Raw genomic sequence first — 19773 nt, 5'->3', positions numbered from 1 at the left:
GGGCCGTCGATCGGTCCCGGCGCGACGCGGGCCGCGACCCCCGCCCGCTTCCGGCGACGGCGGCCGCGCTCGAAAGGCCAATAACGCTCCCGGGAGTACACCTGATATGTCCACCGCCAGCGTTCGCGAGCGGGCCAAGGAGCGGGCCACCGCCATCACCGTCCTCCTCACCGTCGTCGGCTACGGCGCGGTCGGCGGCGTCTTCCTGGTCCCCGAGTTCCAGGCGCTGTTCCCGACGCTCACGCAGGAGACCGTGAACCTCCTCGCGCACGCCATCGCCGTCGTCAACACGATGGCCGTGATCAGCCTCTCGCTCGGGTGGTACTGGATCCGCAACGACGAGGTGAAGAAGCACGCCGCGGCGATGACGACGTCGTTCGCGCTCATCCTCCTGTTCCTCGGGATGTACCTCCCGAAGGTCGCCGGCGGCGGGACCAAGGAGTTCGTGCTGGACTCGTCGTACGCGTGGGTCCCGCTGTGGAACTGGGTGTACCCGGCGTACCTGCTCATGCTCGCGATCCACATCATACTCTCCGTGGTCTCGGTGCCGGTCGTGCTGTACGCCATCGTCCTCGGGCTCACGCACACGGAGCGGGAGCTTCGGAACGAGACGCCGCACCGCCGCGTCGGCCGGATCGCGGCGAGCGCGTGGATCCTCTCGCTCGTCCTCGGCGTCGTCACCTACCTCCTGTTGAACCACCTGTACGACTCGACGTTCGCGGCCGCCGAGGCCGCGACGGCCCTCCTGCCGGCCGTCCCGGTCTGATCGCTCCCCCGCCGACCCGGCGGGCCGGCCGCCCGCTTCCGGCCGCCCCCGCCGCCACCGAAACGCTTGAGCGGCGTCCGCGACACCGCTACCCATGACCGACTGGATCGGCGAGACGTTCACGAGCGACGCGGGCTGGAACCACCTCACCGACCTCGTCGACGTCGGCGACCGGATGGCCGGGTCCCCGGGCGAGCGCGAGGCGCTCGAGCTGACCCGCGACGCGCTCGCCGACGCCGGCGCGCGGAACGCCGCGATCGAGGAGTTCGAGATACAGGGCTGGGAGCGCGGCGACAGCGCGGTCCGGGACGCCGCGAGCGGCGACCCCGTCGCGGTCGGCCCGAACGCCTGTATCGCGCTGCCGCGGAGCCCGAGCGGCGAGGCGACCGGCGAGTTCGTCGACCTCGGCCACGGCGTCCCCGAGGACTTCGAGGCCGACTTGGAGGGGAAGGTCGTGATGGTCTCGTCGGACACACCCGACTCCGTCGACCGCTTCATCCACCGCCGCGAGAAGTACTACCGCGCGGTCGACGCGGGCGCCGCCGCCTTCGTCTTCGCCAACCACGTCGAGGGGACCCTCCCGCCGACCGGCAGCGTCGGGACCGCGGACGACCCGATCGGTGCGATCCCCGCAGTCGGCGTCTCGAAGGAGACCGGCGCCCGCCTCGCGCGACGGAGCGAGGGCGACGAGCTGGCCGTCGCGGTCGACTGCGAGACGCCGACCGCGACGAGCGGGAACGCGGTCGCTGAGCTCGGCCCCGACACCGACGAGCACCTGATCGTCTCCTCGCACGTCGACGCGCACGATCTAGCCGAGGGCGCGATGGACAACGGCGCGGGCACGGCGACGATCGTCGAGGTCGCCCGGGCGCTCGCGGCGCGCGAGGACGAGCTCGGCGTGCGGGTGCGGTTCGCCGCGTTCGGCGCCGAGGAGGTCGGGCTCGTCGGATCGTCGGTGGCCGCCGAGGCGGCCGACAGGGACGCGGTCCGCGCCGTCGTCAACGTCGACAGCAACGTGTTCGGGCGGACGCTCCGCGTCGACCACCACGACTTCGACGCGCTGGCGGCCGCCGCCGAGCGCGTGAGCGACCGCTTCGATCACCCGGTGTCGACGGGCGGAGAGCTGGTCCCCCACAGCGACCACTGGCCGTTCGTGAAGCGGGGGATTCCGGGGTACATGATCTCCGGCGAGACAGAGGGACGCGGCCGCGGCTGGGGCCACACCCACGCGGACACGCTCGACAAGCTGGAGTCGCGGAACCTCCGGGAGCAGGCGATCCTGCTGACCGAACTGGTCGTCGACCTCGCCGAGGCGGACGCGTCGATCCCGCGTCGGGACACCGACGAGATAGCGGCGGCGCTCGAAGCGGAGGGCAAGGCGACCGGGATGAAGCTCACCGGCGACTGGACGTTCTGAGGCGGCGAAAGCGGGGGAAAACGGGACGTCGGGGGAGTCGTCAGGCGACGACGAACTGGTTCCAGATCCCCTCGACGAGGAAGAACAACGCGTAGTACGACGACCAGATCAGCACGACGAGCGAGGCGGCGATCGAGCTCTTCGGCGCCTCGATCTCCATGTCGTTGCGGGCCTCGACGTTCCGGGCCTCCAGTTCGAAGAGGTCGGCGATGAACATCGCGAGCACGAGCACGATCAGGATCGTCCCCCGCACGGGCGCGGTGAGGATGTACAGGAACGTCAGGAGGACGAGCCCGACGTTCGTGAAGACGTGGGGCGTGTACGCCTCCACGCTGTCGGCGTCCTGACCCTGTTCGACGTGCCGCCTGTGCGCGAGGTGCCGCGTCGCGAGGTTCGCGACTGTCATCACGAATATCGCGTACGGCAGCGCCGGCCCGACGGCCGACAGCCAGCCGAGGGGTACGAGGAACTGCAGTGGGTCCATATCCACCACTTCCGTTCACGACGTATTAGAGTGTTTCCGATCGGCGCGCCGGCGCGGGGCGGGTGACGCCGCCGCGGACGGGGGACGGGCCGCCGGTCACTCGGCCGTCGGCGCGAGGAGATCGACCCGCGCCGCGACCTCGATGGCGACCGCGCGGTGCGGCTCGACGGTCCCGCGCCGCGTCCCGTCGACGACCAGCGCGACCGGCTCCTCCTCGCGCTCGACCGTGACCCTGACGCCGCCGCTCGCGACCCAGGTGTCGGGTCGCGTGGTGAACGGCGAGACCGGGACGACAGCGAGGCCGCCGCCCGGCGACACCACCGGCCCGCCGGCCGCCGCCGCGTACCCGTCGCTGCCGAACGGCGTCGCGACCACGGCGCCGTCCGCGCGCACCGACGCCGACTCCCCGTCGTCGAGCGCGATCTCGAACTCGGAGATCCGGGCCGGCGCCGCCGTCACGAACGCGACGTCCGCGACCGCGACCCGGCGCTCGCCGTCGCCGGCGTCCGCGACCGCCAAGAGCGGGTGCCCGATCCGGGAGAATCCCTCGACGGCGTCCGAAGCGTCGTCGAGTCCGTCGACCACGGCCGCGACCCGCTCGGTCGCGCGGTCGGGGGCGACGGCGTGACGGCCGCCGCCGACCGGCAGGATCGGCGCCGGCCGCGCGTCGCTCGCCGCCGCGCGCATCGCCTCCCGAAGCGCGGCGTCCCCGACCGCGACGACCGCGTCCGCCGCGGAGCGGTCGACGAGGCCGGCGCCCGCGGCGGTCGCCGCCGATCGGATCGCCGCCGCCGGGTCGCCGTCGCCGAGAACCGCGAGGCCGCGCGTCGGCTCACTCATGCGCGAGGCTGGGGCGAGCGGCGGTGAAAAGCTCTCGGTTCGTCGGCGGGGGCCGTCGCGTCGCTCGCGGGGAAGCGAAACGAGGGAAAAACGGAGACGAGCGCTGTCCGGTTCAGTTCGCGGCCGCGTCGTCCTCGCCGTCGTTGAGGGCGTCGCGGAGCTGGCGGCTGGCGGGGATGAGGACCCAGAACGTCAGCGCGCCGAGGATCATCAGCCAGAACAGCACGTCGCCGGCGAGCAGGCCGATCTCGCCGTACGCCGTGTTCACGCCCTCCGCCGGGTTCACGAGCTGCGAGATCTGGTAGTACGACGGCGTCCGGTACCAGCCGCCGAAGGTGATCCACCCGAGACCGCCGATCGTGAACAGGGCGAAGCCCTTCATGAACTCGTCTGCCATTATCTTACGTTTCGCTGGAGTCGTCTTGAGACTTTCCCATCCCTTGTCCGCGGAACCGGGTCCCGAGCACGTACACGGCGGTCCCGAGGACGATGAAGCCCACGCCGGTGATGGCCATGATCGCGACGAGCACGTCCTCCGGCGGGAGGATCCCCGCGTTGTCGAGCAGGTAGACGATGGTCGTCCGGACGAAGCTGATCTGGAGCGTCGCGGCGTCGATGAGCGTGAACCCGATGAAGTACGTGACGACCGCGGCCAGCGTCGAGAAGACGGTGACGGCCTTGTACAGCCGGAACGGGACGACGACCTCCCGGCCGCTCGGTCCGTCCCGCGGGCCGGTCGGCTCGTTGCGCGGGTCGGCGTCGTCGTCGGCCGCGATCGGGTCGCCGGTCTCGTCGAACGCCTGCGAGGCGTCGCCGTCTGTTGAGGATGACATGTGTGACACGGGAAGGCGGAACGGTGACCGCGACCGCGCGTCGGTCACGGGGTCGGGGCGGGCGGGTCTCGGCCGCTTACTTCGGCGGGCGCAGCATGTAGTACCGGCGGTTGAGGTCGTACATGTACCCCTCGCGCATCGTCTTCAGCACCGCGTAGGTGATGACGCCGCCCGCGATGGGCAACATGAACACGAGCGAGAACAGCAGCTCGAGCGGGACCGAGAAGAAGTTCTGGATGGCCAGCACCGCCAGCGTGATCGCCAGGATGACCCCGGTCACGCCGAGCGCGGCCCAGCCGGGCTCCTCGACGGGGCGGCGCGCGTTCCCCTTGTTGAGGAAGGGGACGAGCGTGATGACGCCGAAGATGGCGCCGTGGGCCACGAGCCCGTACAGCTCGTTGGACATGACGATGTTCCCGCCCAGCACGGCGAGCTCGGGGTTGATCGGGCTGAGCTTCAGCAGGCCGAACGACCAGTAGAGATACCAGTCGGGCAGGATGATCGCCGGCGTCGAGCCGGGGTTCGCCGGGTCCCCGAAGTGCGAGGGGAGGATCGAGGCCACGAGCAGGATGATCCCGAGGAAGAACGAGGTGATAGCGAGGTTGCGGATCGTCTCGTGGGGCCACGTCGGGAAGCCGAGCACGTCGCGCTCGACGTACGTCGACTCCGCGCGCAGGTCCTCGTCCTCGCGCCGGGAGCGCTCGAAGTACTGGTAGGTCAGCTGGGCGAGCCCCTGGCTGCGCTCCTTCCGCTCGGACCAGGTGGGCGTCTCGTCGTCCGGCGGGACCGTCGCCGGCGGCCCGCCGTCGGTCCGCGCCTCGTCGTCGGTGCCTCCGTCCGTCATGGGGGTGGTGTCGTCGGTCATTGGATTAGTGCGGCTCCGCGATGCCCTGCACCCAGACGATGCCGACGTGGATCGCGATGAGCGCGGTGACCACGAACGGCAGCACGAACACGTGCAGGATGTACATTCTCACGAGCGTCGCCTGTCCGAGGGTGAACCCGCCGAACAGCAGCTGGGCCGCCCACTCGCCCACGATGGGGGTCGCGAGCGCCAGTTCGACGCCGATCTGCGCCGCCCAGAAGGACAGCTGCTTCCACGGGAGGACGTACCCGGAGAACCCGAACAGCAGCGTCAGGGCGATGAGCACGACGCCGAGGATCCAGTTGACCTCGCGCGGCTCTTTGTACGCGCCGGTGAAGTAGACGCGCAGCATGTGGAGGAACACCGCCGCCACCATGAACTGCGCCGCCCAGCGGTGGATCGACCGGAGCATGAAGCCGAACTGGACGTCCTGCATGATCATCACCATCGAGTCGTACGCGGCGGTCGGGTCGCCCTGCGCCGCCGCCCCCGCGGTCGACGGCGCGTAGTAGAATCCGAGCATGGCGCCGGACACCGCCGCGAGCAGGTACGCGATGATAGAGAGAGACCCGAGCGAGTACAGCGGGTACCAGTACCAGAACTTGTTGTCGAGGTCGTACTGTTCCGTGTGGCTCTTCGGCATCTGGAGGTTCGCGCGGTAGTACATCGTCTCCAGCAGCTCGAGGTAGTCGACGATGCGGAGCCGCTTGTCCAGCCAGATGAGCGTGGTCAGGAACGCCGTCTCGATGGCGGTGAGGTCCTGACTCTTGAGCCACGCGTTGTGGTCCATGTCGTCTTGTTTTTTCAGACTCATTGTCGAATCACTTCTTGTAGTACGGGTACACCGCGCGTTTCAGCGTCTCCGCGAGCCCGCCGGTGTCAATTCCCTTGCCGTCTTTGTCCTCCTCGCGGACGTACAGGTCCTCCCACTTGCGGCGGCGCTTCTTCACGATCATCACGTCCGGAAGGAACTCTTTCCGGTACAGGAGGAGGATGAACGCGAGATCAATAAAGATGAAGGCCAGGAGCGCGCCGACGTACATGTTCCCCGCCTCCGTCGACGCCCACGCGGACATCAGCCCGTAGGTGAAAAGCGAGACGAAGACGACCTCGATGACGGTGAGGAGGACGATCGCGATCGCGGCGGCGGTGCTCTCGCGGGCCGGCTCGTACCGGTGGATGTCCCCGTACGAGGAGTTGCCGGAGCTCATCTCGCACCCCCGTGGCCGGTGTGGGCCGACTCGCCGTACTTGAGCATGTAGAACGTGAACACGAACGTCATCCCGATGCCGAGCATCGCGGAGATGCCGACCCAGTGGGCGTGGAGGGGGACGCCGACCTTGGCGATGTCCTCCGGCCACCCGGTGTTCGCCCCGCCGGTCTCGACGGTGGCGACGTCCTCGCCGACGGCGATGCCGCCGTGCATGCCGACCGCGGTGTGGGGGACGCAGTGGTAATGGGTGATGCCGGCGTCCTCGCTCGACGTCTCGTACTCGTAGGTGTACCCCTCCTCGCCGACGGGGTCTCCGCTGTCGAGGCTGGCCGGGCCGCCGTCGTCGACGGTCTGGACGTTGTGGTCGCCGCCCGCGCCCGTCCACTCCCAGGTGATCGTCGTCCCCTCGTCGACCCAGACCAGGGTCGGGTCGAACGCGAGGCCGTTGCTGCCGGCGCCGACCGAGATGGTCACCGAGTCCTGGCCGCGGGCGTCGGTGTACGACCCGACGTTGCCGCTCGACGCGCCGCTCGGCCAGTCGGGCTGTACCTCCTGTGCAGCCACCGTTCCGGTCGCCCCGGCGGAGGCCGCGACGGCGGCGGTCGCGCCGCCGGCCGTCCGCACGAAGTCCCGCCTTTTCATACGGTTTCACTCAGGACGGGCCCCGCTTAAACCCTCCGACTGAAACCGCCGACGTGGAGGAGGTTGGAGGGGCTGAGACGGCCGAAATCGGCGTAATTACTCGTCTCGGTCGCGGTCGGTCGCGGCGGCGTCGCCGTCGGTCACGACGCCGTCCTCGACGGGCACGAACTCGGGCCGCTCCTTCGCCTCGCGGAGCGCCCGGAGCCGCTCCCGGTACTCCTCCGAGCGGAACCGGTCGGAGAGCCGCGCGTTCGCCACCATCGCGAACAGGAACACGCCCACCAGCAGGAAGACGATCCCCATCACCGGAGCGACGATGGTCCCGAGGTCGGCCACGGCGCTCGCGACGAGGAGCGCGGCGCCGGCGAGCACCTGGATCGCGGCGACGACCTGTACCACGAGGTTCCCGAACTCGCCGGATCCCTCGGGGACGCTGTCCGGGTGCGGGAGCGACCAGTCCTCCGGCGGCTCGGGCACCTCGTACGAGTCCATCGCCGCGAGCGCGACGACCGGCTCGATGTCCCGGAGCACGGTCCCCTCGCCGCGGACCTCGCCCGTGGGCCGGATGATCGCGTACCCCTCGTCGGAGTAGACGAGGATGCGTTCCTCCCCGTCCTCGCGGACGCGCTCTAAGACGCCGAACACGTCCCGGGTCGCGATCCGGGACTTCAGCTCGGCGTCGACGCGGTCTAAGAGTCGGTCGCCGGTGATCCACGTGTCGGGGTCGAACGCGGCGTCCCACTCCTCCGCGCTCATCTGCGCCATGTCGGACGGGCCGAAGTCGTCGAAGTCGTACTCCGACTCGACCCGCTCGCGGAGGGCCTCGATGTCGGTCTCGTCGTCCCGAGTCTCCTCGTCGGCCGCCGAGGGCTCTCCGTCCTCGCCCGTCGGTCCGGGGTCGTCCGGACCGTCGGGAGTCGGATCGGCCGACTCCTCCGGCGGCGACTCCGGCTCCGACCGCGTCGAGGTGTCCTCCATCACCCCGGCGCTACGTGCTCCTGACGCTAACTGTTTTCGTCCGCGCCCGGCCGCCGGGAAGACGGGACGGGGGCCGGGCGACCGCGTCGCCGGACGCGGATCGCGGGGCTTTACGCGCCGGAGCACGTACCCGTCGACATGGTCGACGAGTCGGTCATCGCGGCGCTCGCCGGGGTGTCCGTGACGACGAGCCTCCCGTTCCTTCTGTACGGGGCCTGGATCATGATCGACGCGGAAACGGTGTCGTGGAACGTGCTGATGCGGCACCTCCGGTACATCCTCGTCGGGCTGGTGCTCACGACGGTCCCCATCGTCACCTGGATGATCCCGCGCGTCCTCGACCAGGTGAGCGGGATGGCGATCCTCCACGCGTTCTTCGGCGTTCAGGCGTACGCCCTGTTGGCGTTCGCGCTCACCGGCATCGTGCGGATCTTCCAGGCGAAGCGGAACGCGGACGCCTACGAGGACCCCAGCGTGGACATCGACGAGCTCCACGAGGACATGGGCCACTGGCGGAAACGCCTCAGGGCCGGCGTCGCGGGGTTCATGCTGCTGTGGCTGTGCGCGTGGGTGACCGGGCTCTACCGGCTGGTCACGCTCCACTTCGGGTCGGCGTTCTAGGCGCGGTCTCCCCGACCGACAGGTTCAATCCGGGTTTGGCCCTAACGGTGGTATCGTGGCAGTCACCTTCGACCTCTTCGGGACCCTCGTCGACGTCGAGTACCCGGCAGACCCGGCGGAAGCGGTCGCGCGCGAACTGGAGTCCCGCGACGTGACGGTCCCCGACGACTGGCACGTCGCGTACGGCGAGCAGCACGTCGAGGCGCCGGCCGGCGCGGAGGTTCCCCTCCCCGCGCACGTCGCCCGCGCGCTCGACTCTCGCGGCGTCGACGCGCCCCAGAACGTCGCCAGGCACGCCGTGATCGCGGCGTTCGACCCCGACGTGACCCGGCGCGACGACGCGCTCGACGCGGTCCGGGGCGCCGCCGAGCGCGGCCCGGTCGGCCTCCTCTCGAACTGTGCGGTCCCCGAGCTCGTCCCGCGGACGCTGATCCGCGCGGGGCTCCGCGGCGAGTTCGACGCGGTCACGACGAGCGTCGGCTGCGGCTGGCGGAAACCGCATCCCTCCGCGTTCGAGGCCGCGGCCGAGGCGCTCGGGACCACCACCACCGGGCTCGTCCACGTCGGCGACGACCCCGAGACTGACGGCGGCATCGTCGCCGCGGGCGGCCGCTTCGTCGACGTGACGGAGACGCCGCTGTCCGAGGTCGTCGGCGAACTCGAGGCCGAGCCGTAGGCGGGACCGACGGCGCCGAGCGGCCGCGTCAGTCGAAGCCGCGGTCCGCCAGCCGCGCGCGCCACGCCTCGTCGACCCGCCCCTCCGCGACCAGCTTCTCGACGTGCGCGACGACCGTCGCTCGGGCGAGGTCCCGCACGCCGGTGAGGTCTTTTTCGTAGGCGGCGTCGACGACCGACTCGACGTCCGTCGCGCCGGCGTCGATCGCGGCGGTCACGTCGCGCTCGCGGTCGAGCCGGTGGTCGATCAGCCGCTGACAGGTCGCCTGGGGATCGTCGATCGGCGGCCCGTGCCCGGGGAGCAAGCGACCGTAGCCGGCGTCGCGGACCCGTTCGAGGCTCGCGAGGTACGCGGACAGGTCGCCCTCGGGCGCGGCGACCGCGACGCTCCCCTCGGCGACGGCGAGGTCGCCGCAGCACAGCACCGCGCGCCCGGGGGCGTCGGGGTCGCCGGCCGCGAACCCGAGGTGGTCCGGCGCGTGTCCCGGGGTGTCGACGGCGCGGACCGCTGTGTCCGCGACCGACTCGCCGGGCGCGACCGTCTCGTCCGGCTCGACCCCGGCGGCCGCGGCGAACCGGTCCGCGTGGCCCTCGCGGGCGACGACGGTCGCCCCCGTCGCGGCGGCGTAGTCGGCGACCGCGCCGACGTGGTCCGGGTGGGCGTGGGTGACTGTTACGGCCTCGAGGCCGGGATCACCGGGACGGTCCGCCGCGACCGCCGCGTCGAGCGCGTCCGTCCGGGCGGCCGGGTCGATCAGCACGCCGTCAACGACGTACGCGTTCGTGGTCCCGCCCGGCGCGCGCGTGTCGACCGGGACCTCGACCCGGGTGACCGCGGGGTCGTGGGGCCGCTCCGCGTCGCCGGGGTCGTCGGCCGCCATCGCTCAGTCCCCGCGGCCGAGCGACGACCGCGCGGCCGGACCGGGGCCGGACCCGCGTCGGTCGCGGCCCGGGATCGGCACGTCGGTGTCGCCCGCGACCGCGTAGGCGGCGAGGTCGACGGTCCCCGGGGCGACCGCGTCGACGGCGTCGACGGAGTCGTACGGGCGGCCGACCACGACGTCGCCGGCCGTGCTCCGGTTGATCCCGGGGATCGCCGTCAGCTCGTCCATCGACGCCGCGTTCACGTCGAGCGGGTACGGGACGCCCGTCACGGAGCGGTAGCCGTGGTCCGTGATCGCCACGTCGATGCTGGTTCCCAGCTCGCGCTCGCCCGGCACCGCGACCAGCAGCGCGTAGGTGCCGAGCTGGCGCCCGAACGTCTTGCCGTCCTGGTGGTACTCCAGGTGGACGTCCGGCAGGACGGTCCCCGGCGGGACCACGCGGTCGAGCATCGGGTTGTCGATGGTCTCGCGCACCTCGCGCTTGTACGCCTGGAACTGGTCTTTGTGCTCCTGTGCGACCTCGGCGCCCGTCTCGGCCATCTCCGTGCCGGCGAACGCCATCACCTGCCGGATGTTGATCCGGCGGAGCATCAACCCCTCGTCGTACACCGTCTGGAGGAAGCGCTTGTTGTGCTCGTAGGTCTCCGGCCGCTCGCCGGTCAGCCCGTGGACGAGGTTGATCCCGGGGAGCAGCTTCGGCAGCCGCGGCGAGGCGTCCGGGCCGGTCGAGGGTCCGGTGACGCGGGACGCGTCGCCGGGCGTCGTTTCGGGGGCGTCGCCGGGGCGCCAGCCGCCCTCCTCGTTGACGACGCGGACCGCCTCCAGGCACTCCTCCGCGGTGACGAGCAGGTTGTTCTCCTCTTGAACCACTGGGTCGGCCGACTCCAGCCCGAACGCGGCCGTGTCGCCCGGCGTGTTGTGCTCGGCGATGACGCGGATCGCCTCGCGGGACGCCTCGGGGTAGTCGGTGATCGTCACCGGGTTCATGTTGTCGAGGTGGAGCGTGCGGAGGTCGGGCGCGACCTCGCGGATCCCGCCGTACAGCTCCCGGAGCGCGTCGGGGTTCGGCGCCTCGCCGTCGCCGCCGAACGCGAGGATGTCGGCCTGCCGCCCGAGCCGGAAGTGCCTGACCCCGCGGTCCGAGAGCGCGTCGACCTCGTCGACGACCGACCGCGCCGCGCGGAACGCCGGGTCGCCGTACAGCGGCTCCGTACAGAAGGAACAGCGGTACGCGCAGCCGCGGGAGGTCTCCATCTCGCAGATGAGGTAGTCCGGGTGGTTCGGGTGCTGCTCGACGACGAACGCGCCCCGCCGCGCCCAGCGGTCGACCTCCTCGTTCGTCCGCATCCGGTTGCCGTACCCCTCTAACCCCTCGCGGACGAGGTCGTGGGCCGCCGCCTCGACGTCGCCCATCGCGACGAAGTCGTAGTCGAGGTCGTCGCGCTGCGTCTCCTGTGCGCCCGCGTTCTCCTCGCCGACTCCGAACCGCACGGGACCCCCCAAGAGCGTCACGCCGTCCGCGGTCCAGCCGAGTTCGCGGACCTCGTCGGGCTCCGCGGGGGTGCCGCCGACGTACTTGCCGGGCACCGTCATCCCACCGACGTAGATCATGAGGTCCGCGTCCGCCACGTCGGCGTGCTTCGAGCGGTCCTCGCGGAGCTCGTTGATGGTGTGATACGTGATCTGCGACTCCGGGACGCCCGCGTCGACGAGCGCGCCGGCCGTGTACCGCGGGTACGTCGAGAGGTACGGCGGGACGCCGAAGTGGGCCGGCTCGTCGACGTACCCGTCGACGATGGTGACGGCGAGGTCGTTCGGGTCGGCCGGGAGCGACCCCCGGGCCGACGCGGGCGAATCGGTCATGTTACCTCCCGTAGTCGGCCGAGAGGGGAAAAGCGTGCGGAACGCCGGGGACTCCGCCGGACGGCTTATGTCGCGAGGCACGGAAGCGCCGGCTATGCCCTCCGAGACGCCCCCGACCGCCGAGACGCGCTCGGGTGACGGCCCCCCTTCGGCCGCCGACGAGCCCTCTCGCTGGAAACGAGTCTCGAACGTCGTTTCGCTCGCGGCGCTCGGCGCGCTCGCCGCGATACAGTTCCTCGGCGCCGACCCTCGGCCCTGGGGGCTCGCGGCCGGGTGGGCCGCGGCGACCGCGGTCGGTCTCGGACCGGTCGCGTGGCTCGCCCGCGACCGCCTCTCCCCGGAACGCTACGAGACGCTGACCTACGTCGCCTTCGGCGCCGCGATCCTCGCGATCCCCGTCGGGCTGGGCGTCGCGCTCGCGTTCGGGGTCCCGTATTACCCGTACGGTCCCGGCTTCCTCGCCGGCGTGGCGGTCGGCACCGCAGTCGTCGCGGTCGCCGAGCGCACCGTCGTTCCGGAGCGGCTCCGCGGCGCGGGTATCTGACCGCCGCGCGGGGCGTTCGGCGCTCCCGGGTCGCCGCCGCCACGCCGTTTAAGCCCTCGCCGACACAACTGGCTCGTATATGCCATCGACGATGGAGGTCAAGTGCGAGAGCGACGACTGCGAGCTCGACATGTTCGAGAACCACTACACGTACGACGTGCCGGACGACCACGCCGTGGAGGACCTCTCGTGTCCGTACTGCGGCGGGAGCGACCTCGTCGAAATCGAGGTGTGAGCCGTGGGCCGACTCGTTGAGACCGGTCGCTCGGCGCTCCGAAGCGCCCTCGAACGCGTCGGTCGCGGGTGGGGGCGCGTCCAGGAGCGGCGCCCGCTCTCCACCGACCTCCTCGAGAGCGACGACGCCTACCTCGTCGTCTTCGACGCCCCGGGCGTCCGCGGCGAGGACGTCGACGTCACCTTCCTCGACCGCACCGTCGAGGTGAACCTCGAACGCTTCCGCGACTTCTACGACGGCTACGACCTCGTGTTCCCGGGCCGCGGCGTCTCGTTGTCCGGGCGCGTCGACCTCCCGCGCGACGCCGACGTGACGCCCGAGGGCGCGAACGCGACGCTCACGCGCAACGGGACGCTCCACGTCGAGATACCCAAGCGCGGCGGGTCGAGCGACGTCGACGTCGTCGAAGAGAGCGACTGACGCCGCCGTTTCCGGCCCCGTGCTGGCGGGCTACTCCCCGTCCGTCCGGTTCGACAGCGACATCCCCTCCGTGATCTCGAAGGACTCGTCGCCGTGGAACCGCTCGGGGTCGAACGCGCCGATCCACGGCGAGTCCGGCGCGTCGAACGTAATCCCCGCGAGCGACGCGAGCACGCCCTCGGCGACCGTCTCGCCCGTCGCCGGCGCGCGCATGAACCCGTGTCCCTGCCAGCCGGCGGCGACGAACAGGGTCGGGGACCCCTCAGCGCCCGCGTCGACCGGCCCCATCAGCGGGTCGCCGTCGGGCGTCGCGGTACAGAGCCCGGCCCACGCCCGCGCGTCGGCGAGGTCGCGGCCGGTGCCCGTCGAGCGACCGGGGGCGTCGCCGCGGGCGAGCCGCTCGTCGAGGACGGCCCCGACGTCCTCGCGGAACCAGTCGTCCGCCTCCCGGCGGTAGTCGTCCGGGTCGGCCGGGACCGGTTCGGTGCCGTCGCCCGCGAGCAGGCCGTCCGGGTGCGGGCGGAAGTACGCGTCCGCGGTGGCGTCGTAGACCATCGGGCCGTCGTAGGCGTCCCGGGCCACGAGCGCCTGAACGCGGTAGGGGACGACCGGGACCGAGACGCCGGCGTCCGCGAGCAGCGAGCGCGTGTGCGCCCCGGCCGCGACGACGACCGCGTCGAACGCGCGGGTCTCGGTCTGCGGGTTCTCCTCCTCGCCGGCGTCCCGGACCTGGACCTCGCGTCCGGCGTCGGTCCGCGGACCGAGCGCGACCGCGGTCTCCGTCTCGACCGCGACGCCCTCGCGAGCGGCGCGCTCGCCGAGCGCGCGGACGTAGCTCGGGGGATCCGTCCACCCCGCGCCCTCCGCGACCGCGGCGACGGCGAGGTCGTCGGTCCGGAGCGACGGGAAGCGGTCGCCGAGCGCGTCGGGCTCGGCGACCGACACCTCGCGGCCGTGCTCGCGCATGCGGTCGACCATCGCCGGGACGGCGTCGGCGTCCGGGTCGCCCTCCCGGACCGCGATGACGTACGGGCACGCGGCGAAGGAGAAGCCGGGCAGCGAGCGGTCGAACGCGCGGAACCGCTCCAGCGCGCGGGCCCCGACCGCGGCGTCGACGTCCTCGGCGTAGGCGTCGTAGAGGAGCCCGGCCGCGCGCCCGGAGCTCTCGGCCGCCAGATCGCCGCGCTCGAACAGGGTCACGTCGGCGCCGCGGGCCGCGAGGTCGTGCGCGGCGGTGACGCCGACCGCGCCGCCGCCGACGACCGCGACCGACGGGGCGGGCTCGTCTGCTTCGGTCATACCCCGTGACACGCGAGCGACGACGAAAAGCCACCGGGACGACGATTGTGTATACGCTACTGCGGTGGCGCGTGCCTGCGAGCGGCCGCCGGAGGCGGTCGCGAGTCAGCACGCGCGAGGGAGTCAGTCGCCCGAAGCGGAGCGAGGGCGACTGACGAGGCTGGGGAGGCGCGAGGGGCGGTTGCTGTGCCGGGCGGGACTCAAAGGGGCAGTCACGAGGCCGCAGTAGGCGACGTAAGCACCACAGCGAGCGGAGCGAGCGAGGAGCGCAACGAGCGTACTGCGGCCTCGTGACTGGGGCTTTGGCGGTGTTCCCCGTAGTGGCAACGACGTAGTGCCGAGCGACTGGGGCTTTGGCGGTGTTCACCGCCGATCTACCATCATCGATTTATCAGCGAGTAATTGGGGTTATGGCGGAGCCTCTCGTTTGCTCTCCGTCGATCAATTATCTGTAGGGTACTCAGAATGCGGCATCTTGCTCTGCGTTCAACCGGTGACACGCGTGTCCCCGCCCACGTTATAGGCGTCGAACCCCACGTTGCGAACATGAATCAGCTCGTGAACGGCGAGTGGCGCACGGACACCTACGAGGCGACCGACGAGGAGGGCGCGTTCCAGCGCGGCGAGACCACCTTCCGGAACTGGATCGCCGGCAGCGACGTGCCGGAGCACGTCGACGCGGAGCCGGACGAGCGCTTCCAGCCGGAGGCGGGCCGGTACCACCTGTACGTCTCGTACGCCTGCCCGTGGGCGCACCGCACGCTCCTCGCCCGCTCCCTCTTGGGCCTCGAAGACGCGATCAGCGTCTCGGTCGTCGACCCGTGGCGCGGCGAGGACGGCTGGCAGTTCAGCCCGGAGAAGGACGGCTGTACGCGGGATCACCTCCACGACAGCGACTACCTCCGGGAGCTGTACGTCGAGGCCGATCCCGACGCCACCTGCCGGGTGACCGTCCCCGTACTGTGGGACAAAGAGGAGGAGACCATCGTCAACAACGAGTCGCGCGAGGTCCTGCGGATGCTCTCGACCGCGTTCGCCGACCTCGGCAACGGCGCCTCGCTGCTCCCCGACGCGGACGACGACGCGACCGTCGCGGACGTCGACGAGGTGATCACGGACATCTACGAGCCGATCAACAACGGCGTCTACCGCGCCGGGTTCGCCACCTCGCAGGAGGCGTACGACGAGGCCATCGACGACCTCTTCGGCGCGCTCGACCGCTACGACGAGCGGCTCGCCGACCAGCGGTACCTCGTCGGCGACTCCCTGACGGAGGCGGACATCTGTATGTTCACCACCCTGATCCGCTTCGATCAGGTGTACCACACGCACTTCATGTGTAACCGGAAGTTCATCCACCAGTACGACAACCTCTGGCCGTACCTGCGCGACCTCTACCAGACGCCGGGCGTCGCCGAGACGGTGAACATGGCCCACATCAAGGAGCACTACTACACCACGCACCCGGACGTGACCCCCTCGGGCATCATCGCGCGCGGGCCCGACCTCGACTTCGAGGCGGCACACGACCGGGAGCGGCTCGGCGGTGAGGCGCCGACGCCGGCCGCGGACGACTGAGTCGGCCGCGTCGTCAGAGGAATCGAAGAAGTCGAAGAAGTCAAAGAAGTCGAAGAAGTCGAGACGGGGCGGTCGGGTCGGCTACCCTTCCATCCCGCCGAACGAGAGGCCGTCCTCGACGGAGCGCTGGGCCGCGAAGTAGACGATCGCCACCGGGAGCGCGAACAGGTTCGCGAACGCCGCGAACCGCGTCCACGGCGTCGAGAACCGCCCCTCGGTCGCGATGTTGTACAGCTCCACCGACAGCGGGTAGTTCTCGGGGCGCAGCAGCGTCTGCGCGATGATGAACTCGTTCCAGCCGGCCAGCCAGACGAAGATCAGGACGACGGCGAGCCCCGGCTTCGTCAGCGGGAGGATCACCTCCCGGATCGTGTCGAGGAAGCTCGCGCCGTCGACCATCGCCGCCTCCTCGTAGGAGACGGGGATGTTGTCCATGTACGTCTTCAGCAGCCACGTGTTGAACGGGATCGCCGACGCGGCGTAGAAGAGCCCGAGGACGAACAGGTTGTTCGTGAGCCCGTAGGTGCTGAACAGCGAGTACAGCGCCACGAGCGTCGCGATAGACAGACCGGCGCCGATCTGCGTGAAGAGGACGTAGCCGTAGAGGATGCGCTTGCGGCCGACGAACTTGCGGCGCGAGAACGCGTACGCCGCCGGGACGATCATTCCGAAGCCGGCCGCGAGCGTCACGCTGACGATGTAGAGGCTGTTGAACACGGCCCCGGGACCGGTCTCCGTGCCGGCCCACCGGAAGCTCACGAGCCCGTCCGCGCCGCCGAGGACCAGCTGGGGGTACCCCCAGTCGCCGTCGACGAAGAAGAAGTCGGACTCGAAGATCACCCACCGGTACGCGCCGAGGTTGTACGTCGACGGGTCCGGGAAGATGCCGCTCGTGTTGAACAGCCGCGACCCCTCCGCGAGCGACGCGGTCGTGATCCAGAACAGCGGGAACAGCAGCACGAGCACCATCGCGAGGCCGAACAGCGTCATCAGCACGCTCTTGGCCACGTCCCAGGCGCTGCGTTTCCCGGTGCGGACGTCGTATATCGCCCGCTGGATCACCACGGCGAACCGCTTCGGCGCGGTCGCGAGGCCGATCAGCTTCGAGCGGACCAGCCCGAGCGCGCCGGCGACCAGCGCGGCCGCGGACTCGAGGGGGTTCATTCGTCACCCACCCCCTCTGCGAGGCCGCCGTAGCGCACGGCGACGTACATGAACAGCCCGACGAACCCGATCCCGACGATCAGGATCGCGGCCGACAGGCCGAACTGGTTGAACGTGATCGCCTCGCGGTAGCCGTAGACGATGATCAGCTCGTTCTGTCTCGACGGCCCCCCCTGGTTGAACACCCACGGGATCAGGAACTGCTGGAACGACGTCGCGGCCGTGAGGATCGACGCGAACAGCACCGGCCCCTTGATCGCGGGCAGCGTCACGGTCCGGAACCGCTGGAGCGCCCCCGCACCGTCGACCATCGCGGCCTCGTGGAGCGACTTCGGCACGTCCTGGAGCGCGCTCACGATGATGATCACCATGAACGGGTACGCCAGCCACACCTCGGTGGTGACGTACGCGAAGAACGCCTCCCAGCGACCGCTGAGGAACCCGATGGGCACGTCGAAGAGCAGGGCCTGCGGGGCCGACAGCGACGACATCACGTCGTTGTACCGGCCCAGGATGGTGTTGAACACGCCGAAGCGCGCGTCGCTGAACATCCCGCGCCAGACGGTGATCGTGAAGATGCCGGGGAACCCCAGCGGAACGATCACCGCGGCGCGCATGTAGCGCTTGCCCGCGACCCGGACGTGGTTCAAGAGGAGTGCGATCCCCACGGCGAGGATCACCTTGATCACGAGCGAGACGGCGACGAACAGCCACGTCGTCGTCATCGACGTCCAGAACTGCGAGTCGCCGATCAGCTGGACGTAGTTCGCCAGCCCGATCAGCTCGGCGCCGCCGCCGATCACCGACCCGGCGAACGTCGCGTCGGTGAGCGAGATGTAGAAGAGGTAGAAGATTGGGTACAGCATGAAACTCGAGAAGAGCAGCACGCCGGGCGCGACGAGGAGCAGTCCCCAGTCGCGACTGGAGAACGGCAGCGCCGACCGCAGGCGCGCCAGTCCGCTCACGCCGGTTCCGGGTTGCGAAGAGGCCATCGCTCCGAGCGGTGCCTACAGCGCCTCCCGGATCTCGGAGGCTGCCTGGTCGAGCGCGGCGTCGCTGTCCTGCTCGTCGTTGAAGACGCGCTCCAGCGCCTCCGTGACGGGCGTCCAGACGCTGTCCATGTCCGGGTGCGTCGGGATGGGGACGCCGTGGTCGACCTGCTGGGCGAACGCCTGGACCTCCGAGGAGAGGTCGCCGTTGCCCACGACGTCGGCCAGGACGGGGATGTACCCCTGTTCCGCGGCGTTGGTCTGGATGATCTCCTCGTTGGTGGTGTACCACTCGGCGAGGCCGGTCGCCGCGTCGACCGTGGACTGGTCGGCGTCGGCCAGCATCGACGAGAAGTAGAACAGCTGGATGCCCGAGTACGTGCGCGGGTGGTTCCCGTCGATGGTCGGCAGCGTCGTGACGCCGAGGTTCTCGATCGACTCCTGGAGGTTCCCGAGCTCCCACGGCCCGTTGATCGCGAACGGCGCGAGGCCGTCCGCGAACGCGACGATCTGCGACTCGTAGCCGGGGTCGGCCGGGACGTACTGCGACACCGTCTCGAGGGCGTCGATCCCGCGCTTACACGCGTCGCTGTCGACGCCGACCTCGAGATTCTGCTCGTCGAAGATGTTCCCGCCGTACGCCTGGATGAACCCGCTGGCGAAGTACGGGTCCGTCACGGGGTACGAGAGGCCGTACTGGCCGTTCTCGGGATCGTGGTGCTCCTCCATGACCGAGACCATCTCCTCTAGGGTCTCCGGCGGCTCGTCGACCATGTCCTCGTTGTAGAACAGCGTGACGGTCTCGGAGGCGAACGGGAGCCCGTAGAGCCCGTCGTTGAACTGCGCGGCCTCGCGCGCCGCCTGCGTGTAGCTGTCGAGCGAGACGTCGACGTCGTCGCTCGCGTCGTAGAGGAACGGCGGGTCCTCGCGGACCGCGAACCGGCCGACCCAGTCGTGCGCCCAGATCCACGAGTCGGGGCCGTCGCCGGCCGGGATCGCGGTTTCGAGCTGCTGGTCGAGCTCGCCGCCGGGCGCCTCCTTGTTGATGGTGTTGCCCGTCTCCGACTCGTACTGGTCGATGTAATCGGTCATCGCCTCGTCCTCGGCGTCGGAGAGGTCCGTCCACAGCCGCGCGGACCCGGTGTTGCCGCCGTCGGAACCGTCGCTTCCGTCCGACCCGTCGGAGCCGTCCGACCCGTCGCTTCCGTCGCCGCCGTCACCGCCGTCGCCGCCGGTGCTGATACAGCCCGCGAGCCCCGCGAGCGCAGTCGTTCCCCCCATCGCCTTGAGCAGCGTTCTACGTTTCTCGCTCATGCGTCCAGAACAAATGATGAATTATATTTTCATACATTTAGTGTTTGGGGTACGTTCCGATCGATCGGGATCGATCCGCGTCGACCGAACCGTTCGACGATCGACTCGACCGAGTCGAAAGAGCGGTTTCCGCTCGGGAGGGCCGGTTC

Annotated in this window: 23 protein-coding genes; 8 read left to right on the top strand and 15 right to left on the bottom strand. The window is 70.5% G+C overall.

From position 1 onward, the window contains the following. The first annotated feature begins 106 nt into the window (after positions 1-106). Entirely contained in the window at positions 107-766 is a 660-nt protein-coding gene (locus DVK05_RS02370; RefSeq protein WP_121561825.1) for a DUF420 domain-containing protein, read from the top strand. Positions 767-860: 94 nt separating this feature from the next. Next, positions 861-2183 (top strand): M28 family peptidase, encoded by a 1323-nt coding sequence (locus DVK05_RS02365; protein WP_121561824.1) that lies wholly within the window; start codon positions 861-863, stop codon positions 2181-2183. Positions 2184-2223: 40 nt separating this feature from the next. On the opposite strand, the gene DVK05_RS02360 is transcribed toward DVK05_RS02365, so the two are convergent. The 9 genes from DVK05_RS02360 to DVK05_RS02320 all read right to left on the bottom strand — a co-directional run bounded on the left by DVK05_RS02360 (position 2224) and on the right by DVK05_RS02320 (position 8038). Continuing rightward, a complete protein-coding gene (locus tag DVK05_RS02360; RefSeq protein ID WP_053771620.1) occupies positions 2224-2667 on the bottom strand; it encodes a hypothetical protein in 444 nt (147 codons plus the stop codon). Positions 2668-2763: 96 nt separating this feature from the next. Then, the gene (locus tag DVK05_RS02355) at positions 2764-3507 is read right to left on the bottom strand and encodes an NAD(+)/NADH kinase (RefSeq protein WP_121561823.1); all 744 of its coding nucleotides are present in this window, start codon (positions 3505-3507) and stop codon (positions 2764-2766) included. 112 nt (positions 3508-3619) lie between these two features. Then, a complete protein-coding gene (locus DVK05_RS02350) occupies positions 3620-3904 on the bottom strand; it encodes a hypothetical protein (RefSeq protein ID WP_053771622.1) in 285 nt (94 codons plus the stop codon). Positions 3905-3908: 4 nt separating this feature from the next. After that, positions 3909-4340 carry a hypothetical protein gene (locus DVK05_RS02345; protein ID WP_053771623.1) on the bottom strand — a complete coding sequence of 144 codons (432 nt, stop codon included), beginning with the start codon at positions 4338-4340 and terminating at the stop codon, positions 3909-3911. A gap of 76 nt (positions 4341-4416) precedes the next feature. Next, a complete protein-coding gene (locus tag DVK05_RS02340) occupies positions 4417-5205 on the bottom strand; it encodes a cytochrome bc complex cytochrome b subunit (RefSeq protein ID WP_121561822.1) in 789 nt (262 codons plus the stop codon). A 4-nt stretch (positions 5206-5209) separates the two neighbouring features. Next, on the bottom strand, positions 5210-6019 hold the full coding sequence (locus DVK05_RS02335; RefSeq protein ID WP_053771625.1) for a cytochrome bc complex cytochrome b subunit: 810 nt from the start codon (positions 6017-6019) through the stop codon (positions 5210-5212). 7 nt (positions 6020-6026) lie between these two features. Beyond that, positions 6027-6416: a hypothetical protein gene (locus tag DVK05_RS02330; protein ID WP_121561821.1), complete on the bottom strand. Its 390-nt coding sequence runs from the start codon at positions 6414-6416 to the stop codon at positions 6027-6029. Next, a complete protein-coding gene (locus DVK05_RS02325; protein ID WP_121561820.1) occupies positions 6413-7060 on the bottom strand; it encodes a halocyanin domain-containing protein in 648 nt (215 codons plus the stop codon). Before DVK05_RS02325 ends, DVK05_RS02330 begins: the two co-directional genes overlap by 4 nt. 96 nt (positions 7061-7156) lie before the next feature. Continuing rightward, positions 7157-8038 carry a hypothetical protein gene (locus DVK05_RS02320; protein ID WP_121561819.1) on the bottom strand — a complete coding sequence of 294 codons (882 nt, stop codon included), beginning with the start codon at positions 8036-8038 and terminating at the stop codon, positions 7157-7159. A 138-nt stretch (positions 8039-8176) separates the two neighbouring features. Between DVK05_RS02320 and DVK05_RS02315 the strand changes: the two genes are divergently transcribed. After that, positions 8177-8659 (top strand): hypothetical protein, encoded by a 483-nt coding sequence (locus tag DVK05_RS02315; protein WP_053771629.1) that lies wholly within the window; start codon positions 8177-8179, stop codon positions 8657-8659. A 55-nt stretch (positions 8660-8714) separates the two neighbouring features. After that, complete coding sequence (locus DVK05_RS02310) at positions 8715-9335, top strand: HAD family hydrolase (RefSeq protein ID WP_121561818.1); 621 nt, start codon at positions 8715-8717, stop codon at positions 9333-9335. Positions 9336-9363: 28 nt separating this feature from the next. Here DVK05_RS02310 and DVK05_RS02305 read toward each other — a convergent pair whose 3' ends face one another. Continuing rightward, positions 9364-10215 (bottom strand): MBL fold metallo-hydrolase, encoded by an 852-nt coding sequence (locus DVK05_RS02305; RefSeq protein ID WP_121561817.1) that lies wholly within the window; start codon positions 10213-10215, stop codon positions 9364-9366. Between the two features lie 3 nt (positions 10216-10218). Further along, positions 10219-12081, bottom strand: coding sequence for a radical SAM protein (locus tag DVK05_RS02300; protein WP_121561816.1), 1863 nt, complete (start codon positions 12079-12081; stop codon positions 10219-10221). Positions 12082-12175: 94 nt separating this feature from the next. Here DVK05_RS02300 and DVK05_RS02295 point away from each other — a divergent pair, with 94 nt between their 5' ends. The 3 genes from DVK05_RS02295 to DVK05_RS02290 all read left to right on the top strand — a co-directional run bounded on the left by DVK05_RS02295 (position 12176) and on the right by DVK05_RS02290 (position 13280). Next, positions 12176-12625 carry a hypothetical protein gene (locus DVK05_RS02295; RefSeq protein WP_121561815.1) on the top strand — a complete coding sequence of 150 codons (450 nt, stop codon included), beginning with the start codon at positions 12176-12178 and terminating at the stop codon, positions 12623-12625. 79 nt (positions 12626-12704) lie between these two features. Next, entirely contained in the window at positions 12705-12860 is a 156-nt protein-coding gene (locus DVK05_RS17230; RefSeq protein ID WP_008581677.1) for a hypothetical protein, read from the top strand. Between the two features lie 3 nt (positions 12861-12863). Beyond that, positions 12864-13280: an Hsp20/alpha crystallin family protein gene (locus tag DVK05_RS02290; protein ID WP_121561814.1), complete on the top strand. Its 417-nt coding sequence runs from the start codon at positions 12864-12866 to the stop codon at positions 13278-13280. 30 nt (positions 13281-13310) lie between these two features. Here DVK05_RS02290 and DVK05_RS02285 read toward each other — a convergent pair whose 3' ends face one another. Further along, positions 13311-14579, bottom strand: coding sequence for an FAD-binding oxidoreductase (locus DVK05_RS02285; RefSeq protein ID WP_121561813.1), 1269 nt, complete (start codon positions 14577-14579; stop codon positions 13311-13313). Between the two features lie 546 nt (positions 14580-15125). Here DVK05_RS02285 and DVK05_RS02280 point away from each other — a divergent pair. Next, positions 15126-16157 carry a glutathione S-transferase family protein gene (locus DVK05_RS02280; protein ID WP_121561812.1) on the top strand — a complete coding sequence of 344 codons (1032 nt, stop codon included), beginning with the start codon at positions 15126-15128 and terminating at the stop codon, positions 16155-16157. Between the two features lie 81 nt (positions 16158-16238). Here DVK05_RS02280 and DVK05_RS02275 read toward each other — a convergent pair whose 3' ends face one another. From DVK05_RS02275 to DVK05_RS02265, 3 genes are read right to left on the bottom strand one after another with little or no spacing between them, the layout of a single operon-like run. Continuing rightward, on the bottom strand, positions 16239-17321 hold the full coding sequence (locus tag DVK05_RS02275; protein ID WP_121561811.1) for a sugar ABC transporter permease: 1083 nt from the start codon (positions 17319-17321) through the stop codon (positions 16239-16241). Continuing rightward, a complete protein-coding gene (locus DVK05_RS02270) occupies positions 17318-18313 on the bottom strand; it encodes a carbohydrate ABC transporter permease (RefSeq protein ID WP_121561810.1) in 996 nt (331 codons plus the stop codon). Before DVK05_RS02270 ends, DVK05_RS02275 begins: the two co-directional genes overlap by 4 nt. 15 nt (positions 18314-18328) lie before the next feature. Next, on the bottom strand, positions 18329-19624 hold the full coding sequence (locus tag DVK05_RS02265; RefSeq protein ID WP_233559315.1) for an extracellular solute-binding protein: 1296 nt from the start codon (positions 19622-19624) through the stop codon (positions 18329-18331). Positions 19625-19773 lie beyond the last annotated feature (149 nt).

This window comes from Halorubrum sp. Atlit-8R, assembly GCF_003666025.1.
Taxonomy (GTDB): Archaea; Halobacteriota; Halobacteria; order Halobacteriales; family Haloferacaceae; genus Halorubrum; species Halorubrum salinarum.
This window is presented reverse-complemented; position numbering and strand designations above follow the sequence as displayed.